The following is a 26,297-nucleotide window of genomic DNA, read 5'->3' as shown; positions in this document are numbered from 1 at the left end:
AGTAGCCCGGCGCGGCATCGGCTGTGTAAAAGGATAGCGTATGCGTACTGAATATTGCGGGCAGTTGAATCTGTCCCACGTGGGCCAGGAAGTCACTCTGTGTGGTTGGGTCAATCGTCGTCGCGATCTCGGCGGCCTGATCTTTATTGATATGCGCGACCGCGAAGGCATCGTGCAGGTGTTCTTCGATCCGGACCAGAAAGTGGCGTTCGATAAGGCCTACGACCTGCGCAATGAGTTCTGCATCCAGATCGTCGGCACCGTGCGTGCGCGTCCGGACAGCCAGATCAATAAAGATATGGCCACCGGCGAAGTGGAAGTGTTCGCCCACGCGCTGGAGATCATCAACCGCTCCGAGCCGCTGCCGCTGGACTCCAATCAGGTCAACAGCGAAGAAGCGCGCCTGAAATACCGCTACCTGGATCTGCGCCGCCCGGAAATGGCCGAGCGTCTGAAGACCCGCGCCAAAATCACCAGCTTCGTGCGCCGCTTCATGGACAGCCACGGCTTCCTCGATATCGAAACGCCGATGCTGACCAAGGCGACGCCGGAAGGCGCCCGCGATTACCTGGTGCCGAGCCGCGTACACAAGGGCAAATTCTACGCGCTGCCGCAGTCCCCGCAGCTGTTCAAACAGCTGCTGATGATGTCCGGCTTCGATCGTTACTACCAGATCGTCAAATGCTTCCGCGACGAAGATCTGCGTGCGGACCGTCAGCCTGAATTCACCCAGATCGACGTCGAAACCTCCTTCATGACCGCCGATCAGGTGCGTGAAGTGATGGAGAAGCTGGCGCGCGAGCTGTGGCTGGACGTGAAGGGCGTGGATCTGGGCGATTTCCCGGTCATGACCTTCGCCGAAGCGATGCGTCGCTTTGGCTCCGACAAGCCGGACCTGCGTAACCCGCTGGAGCTGGTGGACGTGGCTGACCTGGTCAAGGACGTCGAGTTTAAAGTGTTCTCCGGCCCGGCCAACGACGCCAAAGGCCGCGTGGCGGCGATCCGCGTACCGGGCGGCGCACAGCTGACCCGCAAGCAGATCGACGAGTACGGCGCTTTCGTCAACATTTACGGCGCCAAAGGCCTGGCGTGGCTGAAGGTCAACGACCGCGCCGCCGGCATGGAAGGCGTGCAGAGCCCGATCGCCAAATTCCTCAGCGCGGACGTACTGGAAAGCATCCTGGCGCGCACCGATGCGCAGACCGGCGATATCCTGTTCTTCGGCGCCGACAGCGTCAAGATTGTCACCGATGCGATGGGCGCGCTGCGCCTGAAGCTGGGGCGCGATCTGGCGCTGACCCAACTCGACAGCTGGGCACCGCTGTGGGTGGTTGACTTCCCGATGTTCGAAGAAGACGACGAGGGTGGCCTGGCGGCCATGCACCACCCGTTCACCTCGCCACGCGACATGAGCCCGGAAGAGCTGGCGGCAGCGCCGGTCAACGCCATCGCCAACGCCTATGACATGGTGATCAACGGTTACGAAGTGGGCGGCGGTTCGGTGCGTATCCACCGTAGCGAAATGCAGCAGACGGTGTTCAGTATTCTGGGCATTAACGAACACGAACAGCGCGAGAAGTTCGGCTTCCTGCTGGACGCGCTGAAGTACGGTACGCCGCCGCACGCCGGCCTGGCCTTCGGCCTGGATCGTCTGGTGATGCTGTTGACCGGCACCGACAACATCCGCGACGTCATCGCCTTCCCGAAAACCACCGCGGCGGCCTGTCTGATGACCGACGCGCCGAGCTTCGCTAACCCGGCTGCGCTGCAGGAGCTGGCGATCAGCGTGGTAAAGAAAGCCGGTGCGGAACAAGAGAGCGAGTGATGAGTTACAAGCGCCCTGAATCTATCCTGGTAGTGATTTACGCGAAATCCAGTGGTCGGGTGCTGATGTTACAGCGGCGCGACGATACCGAGTTCTGGCAGTCGGTCACCGGCAGCCTGGAACAGGATGAGTCGCCGCCGCATGCCGCGCGGCGTGAAGTCATGGAAGAAGTCGGCATCGATATCGAAGCAGAGCACCTGCCGTTGTTCGATTGCCAGCGCTGCGTGGAGTTTGAACTCTTTGTCCATTTGCGACATCGCTATGCGCCGGGAACCACGCGCAATAAAGAGCACTGGTTCTGTCTGGCGTTGCCCGAAGAGCGCGATCCGGTGATTACCGAGCATCACGCTTACCAATGGCTTGAGGCGGCCGAGGCCGTGAAGTTGACCAAGTCGTGGAGCAATCAGCAGGCGATTGAAGAGTTCGTGATCAATTCAGTCCAGTAGTTTTTTTCGGAGATTTTTTTATGGCAGGTCATAGTAAGTGGGCCAACACAAAGCACCGTAAAGCGGCGCAGGACGCCAAGCGCGGTAAAATTTTCACCAAGATTATTCGTGAGCTGGTCACGGCCGCCAAGCTGGGCGGCGGCGATCCGGATTCCAACCCGCGTCTGCGCGCGGCGATGGACAAGGCGCTGTCGAATAACATGACGCGCGACACCATGAACCGTGCAGTCGCGCGCGGCGTGGGCGGCGATGATGATACCAATATGGAAACCATCATCTATGAAGGTTACGGCCCTGGCGGCACCGCCGTGATGATCGAATGCCTGAGCGACAACCGCAATCGCACCGTGGCGGAAGTGCGCCACGCCTTCACCAAATGCGGCGGCAACCTCGGCACCGACGGTTCCGTGGCCTACTTGTTCACCAAGAAGGGCGTGATCACCTACGCACCGGGCCTGGATGAAGACACCGTGATGGAAGCGGCGCTGGAGGCCGGTGCGGAAGACATCGTGACCTATGACGATGGCGCCATCGATGTGTTCACCGCCTGGGAAAGCCTGGGCGCGGTGAAAGACGCGCTGACCGCGGCGGGCTTCGAAGCCGAAGCGGCGGAAGTGTCGATGATCCCATCGACCAAGGCCGACATGGACGCGGAAACCGCGCCTAAGCTGCTGCGCCTGATCGATATGCTGGAAGACTGCGACGACGTGCAGGAAGTTTACCATAACGGTGAAATCTCCGACGAAGTGGCGGCGACGCTGTAATCCGGTAAAACGGGCGCCGCCGTTCGGCGGCGCCGTGCATGCAAGGTGGATGTAGATATGGCGATCATACTCGGTATCGATCCCGGCTCACGCGTCACCGGCTATGGCCTTATCCGCCAGCAGGGGCGTCAGTTGAGCTATATTGCCAGCGGCTGCATCCGCACGGTGGTGGACGACATGCCGACGCGGCTGAAGCTGATTTATGCCGGCGTCAGCGAGATCATCACCCAGTTTCAGCCCGACTTCTTCGCCGTCGAACAGGTGTTTATGGCCAAGAACCCGGACTCGGCGCTCAAGCTCGGCCAGGCGCGCGGCGTCGCGATCGTCGCGGCGGTGAATCAGAATCTGGAAGTGTTCGAGTATGCGGCGCGGCAGGTCAAACAGACCGTGGTCGGCACCGGCGCGGCCGAAAAGGCGCAGGTACAGCACATGGTGCGCTCGCTGCTCAAACTCTCGGCCAACCCGCAGGCGGACGCCGCCGATGCCCTGGCCATCGCCATTACCCACTGCCACCTCAGCCAGAACGTGCTGCGGATGAGCGAAGGGCGGTTGAACCTGGCGCGCGGGCGTTTGCGCTGACGCAAAGCGATGATTGCTCAGGCTGGATATTCATCCAGCCTTTTTTATGTTATAAGCTTTACCAGCAACGGCATGGCAGGGCGCCATGCCCGGTCATTCTGCAGGAGGGTAAATGATAGGTCGTCTCAGAGGAAATATTCTGGAAAAGCAGCCGCCGCTGGTGTTACTGGAGGCGAACGGCGTGGGCTATGAGGTACACATGCCGATGACCTGTTTTTACGAGCTGCCGGAACTGGGGCAAGAGGCCATCGTGTTTACCCACTTCGTGGTGCGTGAAGACGCGCAGCTGCTGTACGGTTTCAACGACAAGCAGGAACGCGCGCTGTTCCGCGAGCTGATCAAGGTCAACGGCGTCGGGCCGAAGCTGGCGTTGGCGATCCTGTCAGGCATGTCTGCGCAGCAGTTCGTCAGCGCGGTGGAGCGCGAAGAGATCACCGCGCTGGTCAAGCTGCCGGGCGTAGGCAAGAAAACCGCCGAGCGCCTGGTGGTAGAGATGAAAGACCGCTTCAAAGGGCTGAACGGCGATCTGTTCAACAGCAGCAGCGAGATCAGCCTGCCGTCTGCCGCCGCCAACGCGCCGGAAGCGGACGCAGAAGCCGAAGCTGTCTCGGCGTTGGTGGCACTGGGCTATAAGCCGCAGGAAGCCAGCCGCATGATCAGCAAAATTGCCAAACCGGGCGCCGACTGCGAGACCCTGATCCGCGACGCGCTGCGCGCGGCTTTGTAAGGCCGCTAAGAGGTAGATAATGATTGAAGCCGATCGCCTGATCTCCGCCGAACCGATCAACGAGGAAGAAGTCCTCGATCGCGCCATTCGTCCCAAGCTGTTGAGCGAATACGTTGGCCAGCCGCACGTGCGCGAGCAGATGGAGATTTTCATCCAGGCGGCCAAGCAGCGCGGCGACGCGCTCGACCATCTGCTGATCTTCGGCCCGCCGGGTCTGGGGAAAACCACCCTGGCCAACATCGTGGCCAACGAAATGGGCGTGAATCTGCGCACCACCTCCGGCCCGGTGCTGGAGAAGGCGGGCGATTTGGCGGCGATGCTGACCAACCTCGAACCGCACGACGTGTTGTTCATCGACGAAATCCACCGTTTATCTCCGGTGGTGGAAGAGGTGCTGTATCCGGCGATGGAAGACTATCAGCTGGATATCATGATCGGCGAAGGGCCGGCGGCGCGTTCGATTAAGCTCGATCTGCCGCCGTTTACCTTGGTGGGCGCTACCACCCGCGCCGGCTCGCTGACCTCGCCGCTGCGCGATCGCTTCGGCATTGTCCAGCGGCTGGAGTTTTATCAGGTGGCGGATCTGCAGCACATCGTCTCGCGCAGCGCCGGCTGCCTGGGGCTGGAGCTGTCCGACGAGGGTGCCCATGAAGTGGCCCGCCGTGCGCGCGGTACGCCGCGTATCGCCAACCGCCTGCTGCGCCGGGTGCGCGACTTTGCCGAGGTGCGCGCCAACGGCGTGATCAGCGGCGCGGTGGCGGCGCAGGCGCTCGATATGCTCAACGTTGACGCCGAAGGCTTCGACTATATGGATCGCAAGCTGCTGTTGGCGATTATCGACAAGTTTACCGGCGGCCCGGTCGGGCTGGACAACCTGGCGGCGGCGATCGGCGAAGAGCGCGAAACCATCGAAGACGTGATTGAACCGTTCCTGATCCAGCAGGGCTTTATCCAGCGCACGCCGCGCGGCCGTTTGGCGACCCAGCATGCCTACCGGCATTTCGGGCTGGAACGCGAAGCATAAGTTTGCCATCCTCCATACAAAAGGGCCGCATCTGCGGCCCTCGTCATATTTTGGTTCTGGCTTCAATCAAGCCTGCTGTTTTTTGAACAGGCTCAGCGTGAACAGCACGGCGGCGCAGAGCACTACCGAAGGGCCGGCCGGCGTATCGTAACACGCCGAGAAAGTCAGGCCGCCGGTGACGGCCACCATGCCGAGCAGCACCGCGACGCCGGCCATTTGTTCCGGCGTGCGCGCGAAGCGGCGAGCGGTGGCTGCGGGAATGATCAGCAGCGAAGTGATGATCAGCGCGCCGACGAATTTCATCGCCAGGCCGATGGTCAACGCGGTCACCAGCATCAGCACGGTGCGCGCCCGCGCCAGATTGACGCCGTCGACGTGCGCCAGCTCCGGGCTGATGGTCATCGACAGCAGATCGCGCCACTGCCACCACAGCACCAACAGCACCACGGCGACGCCGCCGGCGATCATCAGGATATCGCTCAGCGTAACCGACAGCAGATCGCCGAACAGATAGGCCATCAGATCGACCCGTACGTTGGACATCAGCGCCACCACCACCAGCCCCAGCGACAGGGCGCTGTGGGCCAGAATGCCGAGCAGGGTATCCACCGAAAGCTGCGGGCGGCGTTCCAGCCACACCAGGGCCAGAGCCAGGAGCAGCGTAATGGCGATCACCGCATAGAAGGGATTGATGTCCAGCAGCAGGCCAAAGGCGACGCCGAGCAACGAGGCGTGCGCCAGGGTATCGCCAAAGTAGGACATGCGGCGCCAGACCACGAAAGAACCCAGCGGCCCGGCGGCGCCGGCCAACAACACGCCGGCCAGCCAGCCGGGAAGTAACAGTTCAATCATGCTTCGCGGCTCCCGGTTTTCTTCAAAACAATTCTTCCCTGCAGGTCGTGGCGGTGGTTGTGATGGTGACGATATACCGCCAGTTGCTCTGCGCCGCGGTTGCCGAACATGGCGATGAATTCGGGATGCATCGACACCACCTCCGGCGCGCCGGAGCAGCAGATATGCTGATTGAGGCACAAGACCTCGTCGGTTTTCGCCATCACCAGATGCAGATCGTGCGACACCATCAGCACGGCGCAGCCCAGCTCTTTACGCAGTTGATCGATCAGATCGTACAGCGCCAGTTGGCCGTTGACGTCCACCCCTTGCGTGGGTTCGTCCAGCACCAGCAACTGCGGTTTGTTCAACAGCGCTCGCGCCAGCAGCACGCGTTGGTTTTCACCGCCGGAGAGCTTTTGCATCGGCTGGTCGAGCAGGTGGGCGGCGTGCACGCGCTTGAGCGCCGGCAGAATGTCGGCTTTCTTGACGCCGGGCTTGAGGCGCATAAAGCGGCTGACGGTCAGCGGCAGGGTGGCGTCGAGGTGCAACTTTTGCGGCACGTAGCCGATGCGCAGATCGGGCTCACGCTCCAACGTGCCGGCGGTCGGTTTGACCAATCCCAGCACCACGCGCACCAACGTAGACTTGCCCGCGCCGTTCGGGCCCAGCAGCGTGAGAATACGGCCGGGTTGCAGGCTGAGGGAAATGTTCGACAGCACCTTGCGGCTGCCGAAGGCGACGGAGATATTTTTTAGCGTTATCAGTGTAGACATCTCGAGATTACAGGTTGCAGAACGAAGCGAATGTTATAATATCACGCCTTGTTGATGAAAACGATGGGATTACTGATGATGGCAAAGAAAAATAAATGGCTGCAGCGCACGCTGTTGGCCAGCGCACTGTTGATGGCCGGCCCGCTGAGCAGCGCTTCCGCTGCGGTGGTGACCTCGATTCGTCCGTTAGGCTTTATCGCATCGGCCATCGCCGACGGCGTGACGCCGACCGAGGTGTTGCTGCCGGACGGCGCTTCGCCGCACGATTTTGCGCTGCGTCCTTCCGATATCCAGCGTTTGCGCTCTGCGGACCTGGTGCTGTGGGTCGGGCCGGACATGGAGGCGTTCCTGAACAAGGCGCTGGTGCCTATCTCGGCAACCCGAAAGTTGGCTATCAGCGAACTGCCGGCGGTGAAGCCGTTGCTGATGAAAGGCGAAGATGACGACGATCATGATCATGCAGGCGAAGCGCATAATCATGCCGATGACGATCATGGGCATCATCACGGCGAGTACAATATGCACGTTTGGCTGTCGCCGGAGATAGCAAAAGTGACCGCGATCGCGATTCACGACAGATTGTTGGAACTTATGCCGCAAAATAAGGACAAATTAGACGCAAACCTGCGCCAGTTCGAGAATCTACTGACGCAAACTGACAAAAATGTTGGTAACATGCTTACGCCTGTGCAAGGTAAGGGTTATTTTGTTTTTCATGATGCTTACGGCTACTTTGAGAAACACTACGGTTTGAGTCCGCTGGGCCATTTCACCGTCAATCCCGAAATTCAGCCTGGAGCACAGCGCCTACACCAAATTCGAACACAGTTGGTTGAGCAGAAAGCGGTATGCGTTTTTGCTGAGCCACAATTCAGGCCGGCCGTAATCAATGCCGTTGCCAAGGGTACCAAAGTGCGTTCCGGAACGCTGGACCCGCTGGGCATCGGCATCGCGCTGGGGAAGGACAGCTACGGGAAATTCCTGACTCAGCTGTCAAACCAGTACGTGAGCTGCCTGAAGTAAAGCTTATGAGGATAATATCGAGTGCAGCAGATAGTCCGAACTATCGCTCTGGCGTATAACAACCTGCCACGGCCCCACCGCGTCATGCTGGGGTCGCTGACAGTCGTCACATTGGCCGTCGCTGTTTGGCGGCCTTTTGTTTACCACCCAGAACACAATCCCATCGCCAAGAGCGTCGAGTTAGAATCCAGCCAGATGCGGTCATTGCTCCCCGAAGCCAGTGAACCGATTGATGCCGACCAACCCACCCCCGATGACGAAATCCCGCAGGATGAGCTGGATCAGAAAGATGCCGGCGACGATGGCGTGCATGAATATGTGGTTTCCACCGGCGACACCCTCGGCAGCATTCTGACGCAGTACGGCATCGATATGTCGGATGTCACCTTGCTGGCTTCGCAAAACCGCGATCTGCGTAATCTGAAGATCGGCCAACAGCTGTCGTGGACCGTGAACGATGCGGGCGATCTGCAGCAGTTGACCTGGGAAGTTTCCCGCCGCGAAACCCGCACCTATGACCGCGTCGGCAATAGCTTCAAAGAGTCGAAAGAGGCGCAGCAGGGCGAATGGCGCAACAACGTGATCAGCGGCCGGGTCAACGGCAGCTTTGTCAGCAGCGCCGGCGACGCCGGGCTGAGCCGTAACGAAATCAACTCGGTGATTAAGGCGCTGCAGTGGCAGCTCGATTTCCGCAAGCTGCGCAAAGGCGACCAGTTCTCCGTGCTGATGTCGCGCGAACATTTCGACGGCAAGAAGTCGCAAAGCCAGCTGTTGGGCGTGCGTCTGCGCACCGGCGGCAAGGATTACTACGCGATCCGCGCCGAAGACGGCAAATTCTACGATCGCCAGGGCTCAGGCCTGGCGCGCGGCTTCATGCGTTTCCCGACCATGAAACAGTTCCGCATCTCCTCCAACTTCAACCCGCGCCGCGTGAACCCGGTGACCGGCCGCGTGGCGCCGCACAAAGGCGTCGATTTCGCCATGCCGGTCGGCACGCCGGTGCTGGCGGTCGGCGACGGTGAAGTGGTGATCGCCAAACGCAGTGGCGCAGCGGGCAACTATGTGGCGATCCGTCATGGTCGCCAGTACACCACGCGTTATATGCACCTGAAAAAACTGCTGGTGAAACCGGGCCAGAAGGTGAAACGCGGCGATCGCATTGCGCTCTCCGGCAACACCGGCCGCTCCACCGGGCCGCACCTGCACTTTGAACTGTGGACCGGCCAACAGGCGGTGAACCCGCTGACGGCCAAGCTGCCGCGTTCAGAAGGGCTGAGCGGCAAAGATCGCAGCGATTATCTGGCGCAGGTGAAGGAAGTGGTTCCTCAACTGCAGTTGGATTAACGCCCGCCCTTTTTCCGGCGCTTCGGCGCCGCTAATTTCATCGGCCTGATTGCGGGCCGATGCTGTTTTATCTGGGCGGTTCGCGGTTGTTAATTGCAAAATCGGTGATGGCAATTATGATTAGCCGAATCGCTAAGCTAAGAGCATGTGCATGCAAAACGAGAAGAAATCGAACGTAGAGTTCATCCCGCAGTTTCAAAAAGCCTTTTTATATCCGCGCTACTGGGGCGTGTGGTTGGGAACCGGCCTGATGGCCGGCATTTCGCTGGTGCCCGCGCGCCTGCGCGATCCGGTGCTGGGTGCGGTCGGCAAACTGGCCGGCAAGCTGGCGAAGGGCGCGCGCCGTCGTGCCCGCATCAACCTGCTGTATTGCTTTCCGGGGCTGCCGGAAAGCGACCGCGAGCACATTATCGACCAGATGTTCGCCTGTGCGCCGCAGTCGATGGTGCTGATGGCGGAGCTGGCCTGCACCAAGCCCGAGAAAGTGCTCAAGCGCGTGCGTTGGCACGGTGAAGAGGTGTTGGACAAGATCCGGGCGGAAGGGCGCAACGTGATTTTCCTGGTGCCTCACGGCTGGGCGGTGGATGTGCCGGCGATGCTGATGGCCGCGCGCGGCCAACCGATGGCGGCGATGTTCCACAACCAGCGCAATCAGCTGATCGACTACCTGTGGAACGCCGTGCGGCGTAAATTCGGCGGCCGCATGCACGCGCGCAACGACGGCATCAAACCGTTTATCAGTTCGGTGCGGCAGGGGTATTGGGGTTACTATCTGCCCGATCAGGATCACGGCGCCGAGCACAGCGAGTTCGTCGATTTCTTCGCCACCTATAAGGCGACGCTGCCGGCGGTGGGGCGGCTGATGAAGGTGTGTCGTGCGGCGATCGTGCCTTTGTTCCCGGTGTACGACGGCAAAACCAGTATGCTGGATATTTATATTCGCGAGCCGATGGACGATCTGGCCGAAGCCGACGATCCGCACATTGCCCGCCGCATGAATGAAGAAGTGGAAAATCTGGTGGGCCCGAACCCGGAGCAGTACACCTGGATCCTCAAACTGCTGAAGACGCGCAAGGAAGGGGAGATTGAACCTTACTCGCGCGACGATCTGTATCGTTAATCCTTTCTGCCGCTAACGCCGGCCGGGCCACAACCCGGCCGGCGTCTCTTCAGATGTGCACCCTACAGCCGCGAGCCCGCAGGATGTCGACGACTTTAGGCGTGCGGGTGAAATCATTCCAGCGCAGATCCAGTTTGCGCAGGCGGCTCAGTTCGCCAAGGCTTTCCGGCAGGTCGCTCAGGCGGTTGGCGCGCAGATCCAGACTTCTCAGCGCCGTCAGCTCGCCGATATTTTCCGGCAGGCGCGTCAGCTGATTGAAACGCAGGTTCAGCTCGCTCAGCCGCGGCAACCGACAGAAGGCCTGCGGCAGCTCGGCGATGGCATTGTTAGCCGCGTCGAGTATCTCCAGCTCACCGAGCTGAGCCATTTCCGCCGGCAGCGAGGTCAGGGCATTTTTCATGATATGCAGTTCGCGCAGCGCGTGCAGTTGCCCGATTTCGGCGGGCAGGTTGCCGATGCGGTTGTTGTATAAACGCAGCTCCTGCAATGCCGCCAGCCTCGGTATCGCCTGTGGCAAAACGGTTAAATGGTTGTCGGTCGCGTTGAGGTAAACCAGTTGCTGCAGCTGCGCCAGCGAGCGCGGCAGATCGCTAAAGCCGTTATCGCTCAGATAGAGGTATTTCAACCGATGCAGCTGCCCCAGTTCTTCGGGGAGTTCGTTTGCGCGATTGTGGCCAAAGTCGAACATCTCGAGCTGTTGCAACTGGCCAATCTCCGGCGGCAGGCGGTCGAGCTGATTGCAGGAGATATTCAGCACCCGCAGATTTCGGTGCCTGAAGAGGGCGACAGGGAGGGCCGTCAACTGATTGTCGTACAGGCTAATCTTGCATAGCGCGCGGCCGGCTAACGGCGATTCGTCGAGCTGCGTCAGGCGGTGGCCGTCGAGATCGAGCTCATCACCGCTCGCTGCGGGAGTGTGTTGGTGGAGCATGGTGTTCTCCGTCGTTCATGGCGGTGCAGGGGCAAAAAAAATGCCGGCCAACGTGAGCCGGCCAGCATTTCGTCTGCGGCGTGGATTACTCGACGCGCAGGATACGGCTGGTATTGGTGGTGCCGACGGTTTCCATTACGTCGCCTTGGGTGACGATCACCAGATCGCCGGAGACCAGGAAGCCCTTGTCGCGCAGGCGATTGACGGCTTCATTGGCGGCGATCACGCCGTCTTTGTGGCTGTCGAAATACACCGGCGTCACGCCGCGATACAGCGCGGTCAGGTTCAGCGTATGCTCATGACGCGACATGGCGAAGATCGGCAGGCCCGAGCTGATGCGCGACATCATCAGCGCGGTGCGGCCGGACTCGGTCATGGCGATCAGCGCGGTAACGCCTTTCAGGTGGTTGGCGGCATACATCGAAGACATGGCAATCGCTTCTTCGATGTTGTCGAACTGCACGTCCAGGCGGTGTTTGGACACGTTGATGCTCGGGATCTTCTCGGCGCCCAGACAAACGCGCGCCATCGCCGCCACGGTTTCCGCCGGGTATTGGCCGGCGGCGGTTTCCGCCGACAGCATAACGGCGTCGGTGCCGTCCAGCACGGCGTTGGCCACGTCCATGACTTCGGCGCGGGTCGGCATCGGGTTGGTGATCATCGACTCCATCATCTGAGTTGCGGTGATCACCGCGCGGTTCAGGGTACGGGCGCGGCGGATCAGTTTCTTCTGAATGCCGACCAGTTCCGGATCGCCGATTTCGACGCCGAGGTCGCCACGCGCAACCATCACCACGTCGGAGGCCAGAATAATGTCGTCCATCGCTTCGTCGCTGCAGACCGCTTCGGCGCGCTCAACCTTGGACACGATCTTGGCGTTGCAGCCGGCGTCGCGCGCCAGGCGGCGGGCATAGTTCAGGTCTTCACCGGTGCGCGGGAAGGAAACCGCCAGATAGTCGACGCCAATCTTGGCGGCGGTCACGATGTCCGCCTTGTCTTTTTCGGTCAGCGCTTCGGCCGACAGGCCACCGCCGAGCTTGTTGATGCCCTTGTTGTTGGACAGCGGGCCGCCGACCGTCACTTCGGTAAACACTTTCATGCCCTGAACTTCGAGCACTTTCAACTGAACGCGGCCGTCGTCGAGCAGCAGGACATCGCCCGGCACCACGTCGGCAGGCAGGCCTTTATAGTCGATACCGACTTTTTCTTTATCGCCTTCGCCTTTTGACAGGTTGGCGTCCAGCAGGAATTTATCGCCCACGTTGAGGAAGATTTTGCCTTCCTTGAAGGTGGAGACGCGGATTTTCGGCCCTTGCAGATCGCCGAGTATAGCGACGTGACGTCCCAGTTTTGCGGCGATTTCGCGCACTTTGTCAGCGCGAGCCTGGTGATCTTCCGGGCTGCCGTGGGAGAAGTTAAGCCGAACTACGTTGGCGCCGGCGGCAATGATCTTTTCCAGATTATTGTCGCGGTCAGTAGCCGGACCCAGGGTGGTAACGATTTTGGTTCTTCTGAGCCGTCTGGACATGTATTACTCCGTTGACTGGTGAAGCAAATATTGGTGTTGCGATAACGTCGGATAACGAAACCAGGCGTGAAATGTAATTTTACAACACTGATATTTCACCCGGGTTACCCGCATGAGCATGTTAACAGGGTACCGCCTCTGATGCCGTCATTCAAATGTCTGTTGAACGGCGATTTTTTCTTCGTCGGGTCACGAATCAAAACTGTTGGGAATGACCACGCCTTTATCAAAGCGCGATTCTTTGAGCGCTTCTTTGACCCGCTTCAAGTTATCTCTGAATTTAGCCCCTCGGCGCAAGGTAAATCCGGTGGCGAGCACGTCAATGAGCGTTAATTGCGCGATCCGCGACACCATCGGCATGTAAACGTCGGTGTCTTCGGGCACGTCGAGCAGCAGAGCGAGGGTCGCTGCCTGGGCGAGCGGGGTGTCGCGCGAGGTGATAGCCAATACCGTGGCGTCGTTTTCTCGCGCCAGGTGGGCCATCTCCACCAGATTCTTGGTGCGGCCGGTGTGTGAGATCAGCACCACCACGTCGCCTTCGCCGGAGTTCATGCAGCTCATGCGCTGCATGACGATGTCATCGAAGTAGACCACCGGAATGTTGAAGCGGAAAAATTTGTTCATCGCATCGTGCGCCACCGCCGCGGAGGCGCCCAGGCCGAAGAAAGAGATCTTTTTTGCCTGGGTGAGCAGGTCAACCGCACGATTGATTGCGGCAATATCCAAATTTGCCTTTACTGTATCCAGGCTGGCCATGACCGATTCGAAGATCTTGCTGGTATAGGCATCGACGCTGTCGTCTTCCTCGACATTACGGTTTACGTAGGGCGTGCCGTTAGCCAGGCTTTGGGCGAGATGCAGTTTGAAGTCGGGAAAGCCTTTGGTATCAAGGCGGCGGCAAAAACGGTTGACGGTGGGTTCGCTGACGTCGGCCATGCGCGCCAGCGTGGCGATGCTGGAGTGAATGGCGGTCTGCGGGGAGGCCAGGATCACCTCGGCGACTTTCCTTTCAGATTTGCTCAGGAGTTCCAGATGGCTCTGGATTTTGTCCAGCGTATTCATATAACGAGAGTCACTCATGGTTTTATCCCTGTGGCTTTCAAGCAACAGCGTCGAATCTCGCCCGTGTTCGCCGTGCAAGCAGACGCCAAACGAGCGGCTGTAACCTGGAATCGATAGGGTATGACGATTTCAAACAAAGGAGAAATCAATGCCGGTTTAGTGAAAATATACTACGTGCTGGTAACCGTTGGCAGTCTCGACAGGGCGTATGCAGGCTTTTTTCACCAGAATATGACCTGTGTCTAACTTTCATAATGGTAACAGAGCGTCAAAAAAGACGAAAAATTACAGTTTTGCCCGGGACGAGGGCGCTGGCGCACATTGGCGCTTTCCACTGGAATATTGAGGTCTTTTTTTCTGCTTCTGCACCGGGTTTGCTGGCCGTAGTCAAACAGAGTACATTAGTAATGTAAGAAAATTACAAATATCCTGCAACGAGGAGATGAACATGGCGGTAACCTCTACAGCCCAGGCGTGTGACCTGGTTATTTTCGGCGCGAAAGGTGATTTGGCGCGCCGTAAGCTGCTGCCTTCCCTGTACCAGTTAGAGAAAGCCGGACACATCCACCCGGAAACGCGGATCATCGGCGTCGGCCGCGCGGAGTGGGATAAAAAAGCCTATACCGAAGTGGTCAAGGAAGCGCTTGGCACCTTCATGAAGGAAAAACTGGATGACGAACTCTGGGCCACGCTGAGCGCACGCCTGGACTTCTGCAATCTGGACGTCAACGACAGCAAGAACTTTACCAAATTGGGTAAAATGCTGGATCAGAAACACCGCACCACCATCAACTACTTCGCCATGCCGCCAAGCACCTTCGGCGCCATCTGCAAAGGGTTGGGCGAAGCCAAACTGAACCATGAGCCGGCGCGCGTGGTGATGGAGAAGCCGCTGGGCACCGATCTGGCGTCTTCCCGCGTGATTAACGACCAGGTGGCGGAGTACTTCAACGAATCCCAGGTTTACCGTATCGACCACTATCTCGGCAAAGAGACGGTGCTGAACCTGTTGGCGCTGCGTTTCGCCAACTCGCTGTTCGCATCCAACTGGGATAACCGCACCATCGATTCGGTGCAGATCACCGTGGCGGAAGAGGTGGGCATCGAAGGGCGCTGGGGTTACTTCGACCAGGCCGGCCAGATGCGCGACATGATCCAGAACCACCTGCTGCAGATCCTGACCATGATCGCCATGTCGCCGCCGGCGGATCTGACCACCGACCGTATCCGCGACGAGAAGGTGAAGGTACTGCGTTCGCTGCGCCGCATCGATCAGACCAATGTACGGGAAACCACCGTGCGCGGTCAGTACACCGCCGGTTTCGTCCAGGGCAAGAAAGTGCCGGGTTATCTGGAAGAGGAAGGGGCGAACAAGAGCAGCAGCACCGAAACCTTCGTCTCCATCCGCGTGGATATCGACAACTGGCAGTGGGCCGGGGTGCCGTTCTACCTGCGTACCGGTAAACGTCTGCCGACCAAATGCTCGGAAGTGGTGGTGTACTTCAAAAACCCACCGCTTAACCTGTTCAGCGACTCTTACCAACAGCTGCCGCAGAACAAGCTGACCATCCGCCTGCAGCCGGACGAAGGCATCGAAATTCAGGTGCTGAACAAGGTGCCGGGGCTGGATCACAAGCACCGTCTGCAGACCACCAAGCTGGATCTGAGCTTCTCGGAAACCTTCAACCAGGAGCACGTGGCGGACGCCTACGAGCGCCTGCTGCTGGAGACCATGCGCGGCATTCAGGCGCTGTTTGTGCGCCGCGATGAAGTGGAAGAGGCCTGGAAGTGGGTCGACTCCATCATGGACGCATGGAAAGCCGACAACGAGGCGCCGAAGCCTTATCAGGCGGGCACCTGGGGGCCGGTGGCCTCGGTGGCGATGATCACCCGCGACGGCCGTTCCTGGAACGAGTTCGAGTAATGCGCAATGCCGGCAGCCTGTCTGCCGGCTTTTTTTTGCCTGCGATCTGCGCGTGGGCCACATCACTTACGGTACGGCCGGACGTCCGCGCATTTGCGCGGAGCCCTGTGGCAGGGGCGTGCCATTGTTAACCGCGAGTAATGGAGAAATAACGATGAAAAACTGGAAAACCAGCGCCGAGCAGATCCTGACGGCAGGGCCGGTGGTGCCTGTTATCGTGATCAACAAGCTGGAGCAGGCGGTGCCGCTGGCGAAAGCGCTGGTTGCCGGCGGCGTGCGGGTATTGGAGGTGACGCTGCGGACCGCCTGCGGGCTGGAGGCGATCCGCGCTATCGCCAAAGAGGTGCCGGAGGCCATTATCGGCGCCGGTACGGTGATCAACCCGCAGCAGCTGCGGGAGGTGACCGAGGCGGGAGCGCAGTTCGCCATCAGCCCGGGGCTGACCGAAGCCTTGCTGCAGGCGGCGACGGCGGGGCCAATCCCGCTGATCCCGGGCATCAGCACCGTTTCCGAGCTGATGCAGGGCATGGATCACGGCCTGCGCGAGTTCAAATTCTTCCCGGCGGAAGCCAACGGCGGCGTGAAGGCGCTGCAGGCGATCGGCGGCCCGTTCCCGCAGGTGCGTTTTTGCCCGACCGGCGGCATTAAGCCGAACAACTACCGCGATTATCTGGCGCTGAACAGCGTACTTTGCATCGGCGGTTCCTGGCTGGTGCCGGCGGACGCGCTCGAAAGCGGCGACTACGCGCGCATCACTGAACTGGCGCGCAGCGCCGTCAGCGGGGCCGCGTTGTAACCCGCGCCGCGCCTGGGGTTGGCGCTTATTTGCGCGCCCGCGAATATCGCAAGGCTCAACGCTCCGTTGAGCCTTTTTTAATTTTTATCGTGATTAACGTTCTTATTTTTAACCCGTTTTTTTTCGATTTTTATGAAAACGGCAGTTTGCTTTCTTATTTTGGCTGTGGTAAAAATATCTCAGTCGAAAATTTTACTTTCATGAGGATATTGGGCAAATCGCACGGTGTGCGGCTGATAATAGAGAACGATTATGATGACTATTAACGGAATTACCCTCAGAACCTCTACGTGCCAACTCTTCCTGTCTGCGATCCTTGCCAGTGAGCATCACTGGTGCAGCGAGCTATAGCGTCTTTCTCCCTTAACCGGTGCCGGTAGCGGGCTTTCGCCTTCGCTCTACCGTTCAGCCGGGCAAACATTCTTTTTGCGTTTGGGTCAGTTTATCCCCAGGGATCTCTGCGTCTTGCGCGCCGCAATGCGCCGTTTGACGAGATAAATCGGGATAAATATGCCTTGGCGCGCGTTATTCGCCGTTTGGGAGAAAAATTATGATTTATTGGATCTTTTTAGGTTTGGCCATCATGACCGAAATCATCGGTACCTTGTCGATGAAATACGCCAGCGTCAATGGCGGCATGATTGGGCACATCGTGATGTACGTGATGATCACCGCGTCTTATGTGTTGCTGTCCGTAGCGGTAAAACGCGTGGCGCTGGGCGTGGCCTATGCGCTGTGGGAAGGCATCGGTATTCTGTTCATTACCCTGTTCAGCGTGCTGTGGTTCGACGAGCCAATCTCGGCGCTGAAGGTGCTGGGCCTGGCTACGCTGATCGCCGGCATCATGCTGGTGAAATCCGGTACCCGCAAAGAGCGAAAACAGGTCAGCCCGCGAGGTAACAACCATGCAACAGTTTGAGTTGTACCACATTGGGTTCCTGGGGCTGGCGATCGTGCTGGAAATCATCGCCAACATCTTCCTGAAGATGTCGGACGGCTTCCGTAAAATTTGGCTGGGGCTGTTGTCGCTGCTGTCGGTGCTCGGCGCGTTCAGCGCCCTGGCGCAGGCGGTGAAGGGCATCGATCTGTCGATCGCTTATGCGCTGTGGGGCGGTTTCGGTATCGCCGCCACCATCGCCGCAGGCTGGATCATGTTCGGCCAGCGGTTGAACGCCAAAGGCTGGATTGGCCTGGCGCTGCTGCTGATGGGGATGGTGATCCTTAAACTGTCCTGATAACGGGCAATAAAAAACCGCAGGCGTTGCCGTCTGCGGTTTTTTTTCGTCTGCGCTCAGGCTTACAGCGCGGCGATGATTTTGATTTCCACCTTGTACTTCGGATTCATCAGCTGCGCCTGCACGGTGCAGCGCACCGGCGCGCTGCCGGCGACCACCCAGGCGTCCCAGGCGGCGTTCATCGCGGCGAAGTCGGCGCTGTTGGCCAGGAAGATGGTGGCGTCCAGAATGCGGCTTTTGTCCGAACCTACACGCGCCAGCAGCACGTCGATGGCGGCGAGGGCGTTGGCGGTCTGCGCGGTCGCGTCGTCGTCCAGGTTCTCCGGCACGCTGGTGTAGTAAACGGTCTCGTTGTGCACCACGGCTTCGGACCAGCGCTGATCGGGATCAATTCTTTCGATATTCATTTGCTTATCTCCATATCATAGTCCCGCTAAGGGTAGCACAGCCGGTGATGAAAAAGCGCGGCGATAAAGTGGGTGGTAGCCGGGCGGCAGGCTTGGCATAATCACCGCTGAATGACACCGGCAGAGAGACAGCGTGACAGACGATTTTGCAACAGACGGCGCCTTGGCGCAGGCTATCAAGGGATTCAAACCGCGTGAGCCGCAGCGGCAGATGGCGCAAGCCGTCACCGAGGCGATCAATTTCAAGCAGGAGCTGGTGGTCGAAGCCGGCACCGGCACCGGCAAAACCTTCGCTTATCTGGCGCCGGCGCTGCGCGCCGATCGCAAAGTGATCATCTCGACCGGTTCGAAAGCGTTGCAGGATCAGCTGTATGCGCGCGATCTGCCCACCGTCGCCAAGGCGTTGAAGTACAAAGGTAAGCTGGCGCTGCTGAAGGGGCGCTCCAACTATTTGTGTCTCGAGCGGCTGGAGCAGCAGTCGATGGCCGGCGGTGAGCTGGCGGGGCAGACGCTGATCGATCTGGTGCAGTTGCGCAAGTGGTCGTCGCAGACCAAAGAGGGCGACATCAGTACCTGCAGCGAAGTGGCGGAGGACAGCTTCGTCTGGCCATTGGTGACCAGCACCAATGACAACTGTCTGGGCAGCGACTGCCCGCTGTATCAGGATTGCTTCGTGGTCAAGGCACGCCGCCGCGCGATGGATGCGGATGTGGTGGTGGTAAACCATCACCTGTTCCTGGCGGATATGGTGGTGAAAGAGGGCGGTTTCGCCGAGCTGATCCCGGAAGCCGAGGTGATGATTTTCGACGAAGCGCACCAAATCCCCGACATCGCCAGCCAGTATTTCGGCCAACAGCTCACCAGCCGCCAACTGTTGGATCTGGCGAAGGACATCACCATCGCCTACCGCACCGAGGTGCGCGACGCCGCTCAACTGCAAAAAAGTGCCGACCGTCTCAGCCTGAGCACGCAAGATTTCCGTCTGAATCTGGGCGAGCCGGGTTTTCGCGGCAATCTGCGTGACGTGCTCGGTGAACCGAACGTGCAGCGCGCTCTGTTGCTGCTCGATGACGCGTTGGAGCTGTGTTATGACGTGATGAAACTGTCGCTGGGGCGTTCGGCGCTGCTGGACGCCGCCTTTGAGCGTGCCACGCTGTACCGCGCGCGCCTCAAGCGGCTGAAGGCGGTGACGGAGCCGGGCTACAGCTATTGGTATGAATGCAACTCGCGCCATTTCGTGCTGGCGCTGACGCCGCTGACGGTAGCCGATCGGTTCCGCGAAATGCTGGACGAGAAGCCGGGCAGTTGGATTTTTACCTCGGCCACGCTGTCGGTCAACGAGCGGTTGGGCCACTTCACCGAACGGCTGGGGCTGACCAAGGCCAAAACGCTGCTGTTGCCGAGCCCGTTCGACTATGCCAAGCAGGCGCTGCTGTGCGTGCCGCGCTTTTTGCCTTCGCCGAATCAGCGCGGCGGAGCGCGCCAGCTGGCGCGCATGCTGCGGCCATTAATTGAAGCCAACAACGGCCGCTGCTTCTTTTTATGCACCTCGCACCAGATGATGCGCGAGCTGGCGGAAGAGTTCCGCGCCACGATGACGTTGCCGGTGCTGTTGCAAGGGGAAACCAGCAAAGGGCAGCTGCTGGCGCAGTTCGTCGCCGCCGGTAACGCGCTGCTGGTGGCGACCAGCAGCTTCTGGGAGGGGGTGGACGTGCGCGGCGATGCGCTGTCGTGCGTGATCATCGATAAGCTGCCGTTCACTTCACCGGACGATCCGCTGCTGAAGGCGCGCATTGAAGATTGCCGCCTGCGCGGCGGCGATCCGTTCAATGACGTGCAACTGCCGGATGCGGTCATCACCCTGAAACAGGGGGTGGGCCGTTTGATCCGCGACACCGACGATCGCGGCGTGCTGGTGATTTGCGATAACCGTCTGGTCATGCGGCCCTACGGCGAGGTGTTCCTCAATAGCCTGCCGCCTACGCCGCGCACCCGCGATTTGAAGCAGGCGATCGCCTTCCTGCAGGCTGCCGACACGTCGGCCACGTGAAAGATGAAGGGCTTACGGGGCTGTGCTACAATGCGCGCCCTGTATGAAAAACCCAGTTTTATTCCCGCCAGAGGTTGGCATGTCCACGCGAATTTTAGCGATCGATACCGCGACGGAAGCCTGTTCCGTCGCCGTCTGGAATCAAGGCGAAATCCACGCCCTGTTTGAGCTGTGCCCACGCGAGCATACGCAACGTATTTTACCTATGGTGCAGCAGGTGCTGGCGGAATCCGGCCTGGCGCTCAACCAGCTCGATGCGCTGGCCTTTGGCCGCGGCCCCGGCAGCTTTACCGGGGTGCGCATCGGCATTGGCATCGCTCAGGGCCTGGCGCTGGGCGCCGATCTGCCGATGCTCGGTATTTCCACGCTGCAAACCATGGCGCAGGGCGCCTGGCGCGTCTGCGGGGCGGAGCGGGTGCTGGCGGCGATAGATGCGCGCATGGGCGAAGTCTACTGGGGGCAGTTCGAACGCCAGGCGGACGGTAGCTGGTTGGAAAGCGAAGGCGAGGCGGTGTTGTCGCCGGCGCAGGCGCTGGAGCGTGCGCAGCGCCTGCAGGGCGAATGGGCCCACGTCGGCACCGGCTGGCAAACCTATCCCGATCTGGTCAAGGGGTCTACGCTGAGCGTGCGTGACGGGCAGATGCTGTTGCCGCAGGCGCAAGACATGCTGCCGCTGGCGCTGCACGCCTGGCAACTGGGGCTGGCGGTGGCGGTGGAAAACGCCGAACCGACCTATCTGCGCAATGAAGTCACCTGGAAAAAACTGCCGGGCCGCGAGTAAGCGCGGCCTATTGTGCTGTTGTTGAGGCCGGGCGATGAAAGCCTGCAACTTGAACGATGAAACGCGGTCAAAGTTACAGCCATTTCAGGAGATTGCGACCATGTTAATCCGCACTGCAAGTAAAAAGCTGTCGCTGCTGGCCGTCGCCTGCGGCGCGCTGGTTCTGTCCGGGTGCGTCACCGTACCGGATGCGATCAAAGGTTCCACCCCTTCGCCGGTGACTCAGCTTTCCTCGGTACAAAATGCACCTAATCTGTTTACCGGCGCGGAAGCCCGCTTCGGCGGCACCGTAGTAAACGTCGCCAACGAGCAAGGGCGCACGGTGCTGGAGATCGCGGCGGTGCCGCTCGACAGCGGTGCGCGGCCGATTTTGGGCGAACCGTCGCGCGGCCGCTTGCTGGCCACGGTAAACGGTTTCCTCGAACCGGTTGATTTCAAAGGCCAGTTGGTGACCGTCGTCGGCCCCATTACCGGCCTGAAAGAGGGGCGTATCGGCATGACGCCGTATCGCTTCGTGACGATGAACGTGACCGGTTTCAAACGCTGGCACCTGGTGCAGCAGGTGGTGATGCCGCCTGCGCCAATGGGCCCTTGGGGCTGGCGCGGTGGCCCGTGGGGACCCGGTTGGGGCGCAGGCTATGGTTGGTACAATCCTGGCCCGGCACAGGTGCAAACCATCGTAACCGAGTAGCATACGCTTGATATGATCACATTTGACAGGGCGGCTCAGGCCGCCCTTTTGCTTTTTGGGATAAGGAATATCCGACAATTAGTGACGTACATCGCAACCTGAATAATGTTTAAAACCTGCACTGGTCTGCTGAGTTAAAATATTGTTATGGTTAGGCTGCGAGTTTGAGGCTGCGATGATAATTAGTAATGATTTCAGGAGTAATACCTTGGATAAGGTCTGGTTAAAACGGTATCCGGCAGATGTGCCCGCAGAGATTGATGCCGATCGCTATTCGTCGTTGATCGAAATGTTTGAGCATGCCGTGCAGCGCTATGCCGATCAGCCCGCCTTTATCAACATGGGCGAGGTGATGACCTTCCGCAAACTGGAAGAGCGCAGCCGGGCTTTCGCGGCTTACCTGCAAAATGAACTGGGCCTGAAGAAGGGCGACCGCGTCGCGCTGATGATGCCTAACCTGTTGCAATACCCCATCGCTCTGTTCGGTATTCTGCGCGCCGGTATGGTGGTGGTTAACGTCAACCCGCTGTATACCCCGCGCGAGCTGGAACACCAGTTGAACGACAGCGGCGCCAGCGCCATCGTTATCGTCTCCAACTTTGCCCATACGTTGGAAAAAGTGGTGTTCAACACCCAGGTCAAGCACGTGATCCTCACGCGCATGGGCGATCAGCTATCGGCCGCCAAAGGCACGCTGGTCAACTTTGTGGTCAAGTACATTAAGCGCCTGGTGCCCAAATATAATCTGCCGGACGCCATTTCATTCCGCAGCGCGCTGCAGCGCGGACGCCGTCTGCAATATGTAAAGCCGGACATCATTAATACCGATTTGGCCTTCCTGCAATACACCGGCGGCACCACCGGCGTAGCGAAGGGCGCGATGCTGACGCACCGCAACATGCAGGCCAATCTCGAACAGGCCAAAGCCGCCTACTCGCCGCTGTTCCGTGAAGGGCAGGAACTGGTGGTGACGGCGTTGCCGCTGTACCACATTTTCGCGCTGACGGTGAACTGCCTGCTGTTTATCGATCTGGGCGGGCGCAATTTGCTGATCACCAACCCGCGCGATATTCCGGGGCTGGTGAAGGAGCTGGGCAAATACCCGTTCACCGCCATGAGCGGGGTGAATACCTTGTTCAACGCGTTGCTGAACAACGAAGAGTTCCACAAACTCGACTTCTCCACGCTGCGTTTCTCGGTCGGCGGCGGCATGTCGGTGCAAAAAGCGGTGGCCGAGAAGTGGGAGAAAACCACCGGCAAACACCTGCTGGAAGGCTATGGCCTGACGGAGTGCGCGCCGCTGGTGGCCGGCAACCCTTACGATCTGAAACACTACAGCGGCAGCATCGGCTTACCGGTGCCGTCGACGGATATTCGGCTGTTGGACGACAATGGCCAGGATGTGCCGCCGGGAGAACCGGGCGAACTGTGGGTCAAAGGCCCGCAAGTTATGTTAGGCTATTGGCAACGCCCGGAAGCTACCGACGAAGTGCTGAAAGATGGCTGGTTGGCGACCGGTGATGTGGTGACCGTGGACGAGCAGGGGTTTGTGCGCATCGTCGACCGTAAGAAAGACATGATCCTGGTCTCTGGTTTCAACGTTTACCCGAACGAGATCGAGGACGTGGTCAGCCAGCATCCGAAGGTGCTGGAATGTGCGGCGATCGGGGTGCCCAGCGAGGTCTCCGGTGAGACGGTGAAGATCTGCGTGGTGAAGAAAGACGCCTCGCTGACCAAGGAAGAGCTGTTGACCCATTGCCGTCGGCACCTGACCGGGTATAAAGTGCCTAAAATTGTTGAGTTCCGCGATGAATTGCCGAAGTCGAACGTCGGCAAGATTTTGCGGCGAGAACTGCGCGATGAGCTAAAAACGCCGAAACCGGCCGATGCCGCCTAGGTTTCGCTCTTGCGCCTGACTATCGACAACGCCGGTGAATGCCGGCGTTGTTGTGTTTGAATCCTACAAGAGAATGATGTTTTGAATTATCAGTTGATCACTACCGATGCCGGATTGCAGCAGGTCTGCGAGCAGGCGAGAAAGCATGCCCAGATTGCGCTGGACACCGAGTTTGTCAGAACGCGCACCTACTATCCGCAGCTGGGCCTGATCCAGCTCTACGACGGTGAACAACTCTCCCTTATCGATCCTCTGCCGATCAAGCAATGGCAGCCGTTTGTCGACCTGCTGGCCGATACCGCCGTGGTGAAGTTCCTGCATGCCGGCAGTGAAGATCTTGAAGTGTTTCTCAACGCCTTTAAAACGCTGCCGACGCCGATGGTCGATACCCAGATCCTGGCGGCGTTTACCGGCCGGCCGCTCTCCTGCGGTTTCGCGACGCTGGTGGCGGAGTATATGAAAGTTGAGCTGGACAAGAGCGAGTCGCGCACCGACTGGCTGGCGCGCCCGCTGACCGAAAGGCAGTGCGTGTACGCAGCCGCCGACGTGTTCTATCTGCTGCCGATGGCTAAACAGCTGGTGCAGGAGACCGAAGAGGCCGGTTGGACCGCGGCGGCCAACAACGAGTGCCTGCTGCTGTGCCAGCGCCGCAGCGAGGCGCTGGCGCCGGAATTGGCCTATCGCGAAATCAGCAATGCCTGGCAGCTGCGCCCGCGTCAGCTCGGTTGTTTGCAGAAGTTGGCGCAATGGCGGCTGCGCCAGGCGCGCGAGCGCGATCTGGCGGTGAACTTCGTGGTGCGTGAGGAAAACCTGTGGCAGGTGGCGCGCTATATGCCGTCTTCGCTGGGAGAACTGGATTCGCTGGGCCTGAGCGGGCCGGAGATCCGTTATCACGGTAAAACGCTGCTGGCGCTGGTGGCGGAGGCCGAAGCGCTGGACGAATCCGAGCTGCCGGCGCCGTTGGCAAACCTGATCGATCAGCCTGGCTACAAGAAGGTGTTCAAAGACATCAAGGCGGCGATCGCTACCGTCAGCGAGCAAAGCGGGTTGAGCAGCGAGCTGCTGGCATCCCGTCGCCAAATTAACCAATTGCTGAACTGGCATTGGCAACTGAAAGACGGCGAAAGTCGCCCTGAATTAATCAGCGGCTGGCGTGGCGATCTATTAATGGCACCGCTGCAGGACATCCTGAAAGATTATTAATCGCTGATTATCACCAGGGCAGGGTAGGGAAACTCTGCTCGGGTGAATATAGGCAGGAAATAATGCGTTGAAGGTAAATCTGGCCAGAATTTACTTTAAACGAGGCGGCGGCAAAGTTAATTGGGAATAGTCCCAAAGGGAAAAATCACTTTTTTACTACCGATAAAGCTTAATAACTGGATGCACATACAGTTACCCCCTGCATAAAATATACAGGGGGTAATTAATGCGTCGCAATCATTTAGCTGCTTCTTCCGATTCCGGTAATGTCACGTTAAGTTCAAGTACCGAAATATCGTCCCCTTTCTGCTCGAACTGCACGTGCAGCATTTCAGGATCGATCTGAATGTATTTGCAAATAACCGCCAGAATATCGCGTTTCAGATCAGGCAGATACGGGGGCTCACTGTCCCCGCGACGACGCTCTGCGACGATAATCTGCAGCCGTTCCTTGGCTATATTGGCTGTCTGTTTTTTGCGGGACAGAAAGAAGTCTAATAAGGCCATGGTTTATCCCCCAAAAAGGCGTTTCAGGAAACCCTTCTTCTCTTCTTCAATGAAGCGGAATGGGCGTTCTTCCCCCAACAAGCGGCAAACGGTATCGTCGTACGCCTTACCGGCGTCTGACTCGGCATCCAGAATGACAGGCTCACCCTGGTTGGAAGCGCGCAGCACGGACTGGTCTTCCGGGATTACACCCACCAGTGGAATGCGCAGGATTTCCAGCACGTCTTCCATGCTCAGCATGTCGCCACGGCTGACGCGGCCCGGGTTGTAACGGGTCAGCAGCAGGTGTTCCTTGATGGGTGACTCGCCTTTCTCGGCGCGGCGTGACTTGGAGGAGAGGATGCCCAGGATACGGTCGGAGTCGCGTACCGAAGATACTTCCGGGTTGGTGGTGATGATAGCTTCGTCGGCGAAATACAGCGCCATCAGCGCACCGGTTTCGATACCGGCCGGTGAATCGCACACCACGAAGTCAAAATCCATCTCGCCGAGATCGTTGAGAATTTTTTCAACGCCTTCGCGGGTCAACGCGTCTTTGTCGCGCGTCTGCGAAGCAGGCAGGATATAGAGGTTTTCAGTGCGTTTGTCTTTGATTAACGCCTGATTCAGCGTGGCATCGCCCTGAATCACGTTCACGAAATCATACACTACCCGACGTTCGCAGCCCATGATCAGGTCAAGATTACGCAGGCCGATATCGAAATCGATCACGACGGTTTTCTTGCCTTTCTGGGCCAGGCCGGTAGCGATGGCCGCGCTCGAAGTGGTCTTGCCAACGCCCCCTTTACCCGATGTAACAACAATAATGCGTGCCATGAAATGGATT

Annotated in this window: 26 protein-coding genes; 18 read left to right on the top strand and 8 right to left on the bottom strand. The window is 59.2% G+C overall.

Annotation, left to right across the window (positions count from 1 at the left end):
• Positions 1–40: 40 nt before the first annotated feature.
• The 6 genes from aspS to ruvB all read left to right on the top strand — a co-directional run bounded on the left by aspS (position 41) and on the right by ruvB (position 5,365).
• Entirely contained in the window at positions 41–1,825 is a 1,785-nt protein-coding gene (gene aspS, locus ACK3CV_RS14555) for an aspartate--tRNA ligase (RefSeq protein ID WP_164038945.1), read from the top strand.
• Entirely contained in the window at positions 1,825–2,271 is a 447-nt protein-coding gene (nudB, locus tag ACK3CV_RS14550; RefSeq protein WP_004932373.1) for a dihydroneopterin triphosphate diphosphatase, read from the top strand. Before aspS ends, nudB begins: the two co-directional genes overlap by 1 nt.
• 20 nt (positions 2,272–2,291) lie before the next feature.
• Positions 2,292–3,035 (top strand): YebC/PmpR family DNA-binding transcriptional regulator, encoded by a 744-nt coding sequence (locus ACK3CV_RS14545; RefSeq protein ID WP_164038942.1) that lies wholly within the window; start codon positions 2,292–2,294, stop codon positions 3,033–3,035.
• Between the two features lie 57 nt (positions 3,036–3,092).
• Positions 3,093–3,614, top strand: a complete 522-nt coding sequence (ruvC, locus tag ACK3CV_RS14540) for a crossover junction endodeoxyribonuclease RuvC (RefSeq protein WP_033634853.1) — start codon at positions 3,093–3,095, stop codon at positions 3,612–3,614.
• A gap of 112 nt (positions 3,615–3,726) precedes the next feature.
• Complete coding sequence (gene ruvA / locus ACK3CV_RS14535; RefSeq protein ID WP_033634852.1) at positions 3,727–4,341, top strand: Holliday junction branch migration protein RuvA; 615 nt, start codon at positions 3,727–3,729, stop codon at positions 4,339–4,341.
• Positions 4,342–4,360: 19 nt separating this feature from the next.
• On the top strand, positions 4,361–5,365 hold the full coding sequence (gene ruvB, locus ACK3CV_RS14530) for a Holliday junction branch migration DNA helicase RuvB (protein ID WP_033634851.1): 1,005 nt from the start codon (positions 4,361–4,363) through the stop codon (positions 5,363–5,365).
• Between the two features lie 66 nt (positions 5,366–5,431).
• Here ruvB and znuB read toward each other — a convergent pair whose 3' ends face one another.
• Both znuB and znuC read right to left on the bottom strand, forming a co-directional pair.
• Positions 5,432–6,217 carry a zinc ABC transporter permease subunit ZnuB gene (gene znuB / locus ACK3CV_RS14525; protein ID WP_033634849.1) on the bottom strand — a complete coding sequence of 262 codons (786 nt, stop codon included), beginning with the start codon at positions 6,215–6,217 and terminating at the stop codon, positions 5,432–5,434.
• Positions 6,214–6,972: a zinc ABC transporter ATP-binding protein ZnuC gene (gene znuC, locus ACK3CV_RS14520; RefSeq protein ID WP_004932357.1), complete on the bottom strand. Its 759-nt coding sequence runs from the start codon at positions 6,970–6,972 to the stop codon at positions 6,214–6,216. Before znuC ends, znuB begins: the two co-directional genes overlap by 4 nt.
• A 78-nt stretch (positions 6,973–7,050) precedes the next feature.
• Between znuC and znuA the strand changes: the two genes are divergently transcribed.
• The 3 genes from znuA to lpxM all read left to right on the top strand — a co-directional run bounded on the left by znuA (position 7,051) and on the right by lpxM (position 10,459).
• Entirely contained in the window at positions 7,051–7,995 is a 945-nt protein-coding gene (gene znuA, locus ACK3CV_RS14515; protein WP_060424108.1) for a zinc ABC transporter substrate-binding protein ZnuA, read from the top strand.
• 21 nt (positions 7,996–8,016) lie between these two features.
• Complete coding sequence (mepM, locus tag ACK3CV_RS14510) at positions 8,017–9,339, top strand: murein DD-endopeptidase MepM (RefSeq protein WP_033634847.1); 1,323 nt, start codon at positions 8,017–8,019, stop codon at positions 9,337–9,339.
• A gap of 151 nt (positions 9,340–9,490) precedes the next feature.
• Positions 9,491–10,459: a lauroyl-Kdo(2)-lipid IV(A) myristoyltransferase gene (gene lpxM, locus ACK3CV_RS14505; protein WP_164038939.1), complete on the top strand. Its 969-nt coding sequence runs from the start codon at positions 9,491–9,493 to the stop codon at positions 10,457–10,459.
• A gap of 49 nt (positions 10,460–10,508) precedes the next feature.
• Here lpxM and ACK3CV_RS14500 read toward each other — a convergent pair whose 3' ends face one another.
• From ACK3CV_RS14500 to ACK3CV_RS14490, 3 genes are all read right to left on the bottom strand, one after another.
• On the bottom strand, positions 10,509–11,390 hold the full coding sequence (locus tag ACK3CV_RS14500) for a leucine-rich repeat domain-containing protein (protein WP_164038936.1): 882 nt from the start codon (positions 11,388–11,390) through the stop codon (positions 10,509–10,511).
• 85 nt (positions 11,391–11,475) lie between these two features.
• Positions 11,476–12,918 (bottom strand): pyruvate kinase, encoded by a 1,443-nt coding sequence (gene pyk, locus ACK3CV_RS14495; RefSeq protein ID WP_019452801.1) that lies wholly within the window; start codon positions 12,916–12,918, stop codon positions 11,476–11,478.
• A gap of 189 nt (positions 12,919–13,107) precedes the next feature.
• Positions 13,108–13,980 (bottom strand): MurR/RpiR family transcriptional regulator, encoded by an 873-nt coding sequence (locus ACK3CV_RS14490; protein ID WP_033634845.1) that lies wholly within the window; start codon positions 13,978–13,980, stop codon positions 13,108–13,110.
• 448 nt (positions 13,981–14,428) lie between these two features.
• On the opposite strand from ACK3CV_RS14490, the gene zwf reads away from it, so the two are divergent.
• The 4 genes from zwf (at position 14,429) to mdtI (ending at position 17,935) form a co-directional block, all read left to right on the top strand.
• Positions 14,429–15,904: a glucose-6-phosphate dehydrogenase gene (gene zwf, locus ACK3CV_RS14485; protein WP_033634844.1), complete on the top strand. Its 1,476-nt coding sequence runs from the start codon at positions 14,429–14,431 to the stop codon at positions 15,902–15,904.
• A 154-nt stretch (positions 15,905–16,058) separates the two neighbouring features.
• A complete protein-coding gene (locus ACK3CV_RS14480) occupies positions 16,059–16,700 on the top strand; it encodes a bifunctional 4-hydroxy-2-oxoglutarate aldolase/2-dehydro-3-deoxy-phosphogluconate aldolase (RefSeq protein WP_164140843.1) in 642 nt (213 codons plus the stop codon).
• Between the two features lie 550 nt (positions 16,701–17,250).
• A complete protein-coding gene (gene mdtJ / locus ACK3CV_RS14475; RefSeq protein WP_033634840.1) occupies positions 17,251–17,619 on the top strand; it encodes a multidrug/spermidine efflux SMR transporter subunit MdtJ in 369 nt (122 codons plus the stop codon).
• Complete coding sequence (gene mdtI, locus ACK3CV_RS14470; protein WP_033634839.1) at positions 17,606–17,935, top strand: multidrug/spermidine efflux SMR transporter subunit MdtI; 330 nt, start codon at positions 17,606–17,608, stop codon at positions 17,933–17,935. Before mdtJ ends, mdtI begins: the two co-directional genes overlap by 14 nt.
• Positions 17,936–17,997: 62 nt before the next feature.
• Here the strand turns inward: mdtI and ACK3CV_RS14465 are convergent, their stop codons facing one another.
• Positions 17,998–18,342 carry a RidA family protein gene (locus ACK3CV_RS14465; RefSeq protein WP_033634838.1) on the bottom strand — a complete coding sequence of 115 codons (345 nt, stop codon included), beginning with the start codon at positions 18,340–18,342 and terminating at the stop codon, positions 17,998–18,000.
• A 133-nt stretch (positions 18,343–18,475) separates the two neighbouring features.
• Here ACK3CV_RS14465 and yoaA point away from each other — a divergent pair, with 133 nt between their 5' ends.
• From yoaA to rnd, 5 genes are all read left to right on the top strand, one after another.
• Complete coding sequence (gene yoaA / locus ACK3CV_RS14460) at positions 18,476–20,392, top strand: DNA repair helicase YoaA (RefSeq protein WP_049211978.1); 1,917 nt, start codon at positions 18,476–18,478, stop codon at positions 20,390–20,392.
• A gap of 79 nt (positions 20,393–20,471) precedes the next feature.
• Positions 20,472–21,173 (top strand): tRNA (adenosine(37)-N6)-threonylcarbamoyltransferase complex dimerization subunit type 1 TsaB, encoded by a 702-nt coding sequence (tsaB, locus tag ACK3CV_RS14455; RefSeq protein WP_041035465.1) that lies wholly within the window; start codon positions 20,472–20,474, stop codon positions 21,171–21,173.
• A gap of 100 nt (positions 21,174–21,273) precedes the next feature.
• The gene (locus tag ACK3CV_RS14450; protein ID WP_033638506.1) at positions 21,274–21,864 is read left to right on the top strand and encodes a Slp family lipoprotein; all 591 of its coding nucleotides are present in this window, start codon (positions 21,274–21,276) and stop codon (positions 21,862–21,864) included.
• 208 nt (positions 21,865–22,072) lie between these two features.
• Complete coding sequence (gene fadD / locus ACK3CV_RS14445) at positions 22,073–23,761, top strand: long-chain-fatty-acid--CoA ligase FadD (RefSeq protein WP_033654397.1); 1,689 nt, start codon at positions 22,073–22,075, stop codon at positions 23,759–23,761.
• A gap of 81 nt (positions 23,762–23,842) precedes the next feature.
• Positions 23,843–24,964, top strand: coding sequence for a ribonuclease D (rnd, locus tag ACK3CV_RS14440; RefSeq protein ID WP_041035461.1), 1,122 nt, complete (start codon positions 23,843–23,845; stop codon positions 24,962–24,964).
• 237 nt (positions 24,965–25,201) lie between these two features.
• Here rnd and minE read toward each other — a convergent pair whose 3' ends face one another.
• Both minE and minD read right to left on the bottom strand, forming a co-directional pair.
• Complete coding sequence (gene minE, locus ACK3CV_RS14435) at positions 25,202–25,471, bottom strand: cell division topological specificity factor MinE (protein WP_004932303.1); 270 nt, start codon at positions 25,469–25,471, stop codon at positions 25,202–25,204.
• A 3-nt stretch (positions 25,472–25,474) separates the two neighbouring features.
• Positions 25,475–26,287, bottom strand: coding sequence for a septum site-determining protein MinD (minD, locus tag ACK3CV_RS14430; RefSeq protein ID WP_016927452.1), 813 nt, complete (start codon positions 26,285–26,287; stop codon positions 25,475–25,477).
• Positions 26,288–26,297 lie beyond the last annotated feature (10 nt).

It is taken from the genome of Serratia sp. TSO36, assembly GCF_057808395.1.
Note: the sequence above shows the minus strand (reverse complement) of the source record. Positions and strands in the feature narration are given on the sequence as shown.

Coding starts and splice junctions, on each gene's coding strand:
- ACK3CV_RS14480 (WP_164140843.1), top strand. CDS start 16,059: ATGAAAAACTGGAAAACCAGCGCCGAGCAGATCCTGACGGCAGGGCCG.
- ruvB (WP_033634851.1), top strand. CDS start 4,361: ATGATTGAAGCCGATCGCCTGATCTCCGCCGAACCGATCAACGAGGAA.
- znuC (WP_004932357.1), bottom strand. CDS start 6,972: ATGTCTACACTGATAACGCTAAAAAATATCTCCGTCGCCTTCGGCAGC.
- ACK3CV_RS14545 (WP_164038942.1), top strand. CDS start 2,292: ATGGCAGGTCATAGTAAGTGGGCCAACACAAAGCACCGTAAAGCGGCG.
- minE (WP_004932303.1), bottom strand. CDS start 25,471: ATGGCCTTATTAGACTTCTTTCTGTCCCGCAAAAAACAGACAGCCAAT.
- nudB (WP_004932373.1), top strand. CDS start 1,825: ATGAGTTACAAGCGCCCTGAATCTATCCTGGTAGTGATTTACGCGAAA.
- minD (WP_016927452.1), bottom strand. CDS start 26,287: ATGGCACGCATTATTGTTGTTACATCGGGTAAAGGGGGCGTTGGCAAG.
- ACK3CV_RS14450 (WP_033638506.1), top strand. CDS start 21,274: ATGTTAATCCGCACTGCAAGTAAAAAGCTGTCGCTGCTGGCCGTCGCC.
- ACK3CV_RS14490 (WP_033634845.1), bottom strand. CDS start 13,980: ATGAATACGCTGGACAAAATCCAGAGCCATCTGGAACTCCTGAGCAAA.
- ACK3CV_RS14500 (WP_164038936.1), bottom strand. CDS start 11,390: ATGCTCCACCAACACACTCCCGCAGCGAGCGGTGATGAGCTCGATCTC.
- ruvC (WP_033634853.1), top strand. CDS start 3,093: ATGGCGATCATACTCGGTATCGATCCCGGCTCACGCGTCACCGGCTAT.
- ruvA (WP_033634852.1), top strand. CDS start 3,727: ATGATAGGTCGTCTCAGAGGAAATATTCTGGAAAAGCAGCCGCCGCTG.
- aspS (WP_164038945.1), top strand. CDS start 41: ATGCGTACTGAATATTGCGGGCAGTTGAATCTGTCCCACGTGGGCCAG.
- tsaB (WP_041035465.1), top strand. CDS start 20,472: ATGTCCACGCGAATTTTAGCGATCGATACCGCGACGGAAGCCTGTTCC.
- zwf (WP_033634844.1), top strand. CDS start 14,429: ATGGCGGTAACCTCTACAGCCCAGGCGTGTGACCTGGTTATTTTCGGC.
- ACK3CV_RS14465 (WP_033634838.1), bottom strand. CDS start 18,342: ATGAATATCGAAAGAATTGATCCCGATCAGCGCTGGTCCGAAGCCGTG.
- pyk (WP_019452801.1), bottom strand. CDS start 12,918: ATGTCCAGACGGCTCAGAAGAACCAAAATCGTTACCACCCTGGGTCCG.
- lpxM (WP_164038939.1), top strand. CDS start 9,491: ATGCAAAACGAGAAGAAATCGAACGTAGAGTTCATCCCGCAGTTTCAA.
- znuB (WP_033634849.1), bottom strand. CDS start 6,217: ATGATTGAACTGTTACTTCCCGGCTGGCTGGCCGGCGTGTTGTTGGCC.
- znuA (WP_060424108.1), top strand. CDS start 7,051: ATGGCAAAGAAAAATAAATGGCTGCAGCGCACGCTGTTGGCCAGCGCA.
- mdtJ (WP_033634840.1), top strand. CDS start 17,251: ATGATTTATTGGATCTTTTTAGGTTTGGCCATCATGACCGAAATCATC.
- mdtI (WP_033634839.1), top strand. CDS start 17,606: ATGCAACAGTTTGAGTTGTACCACATTGGGTTCCTGGGGCTGGCGATC.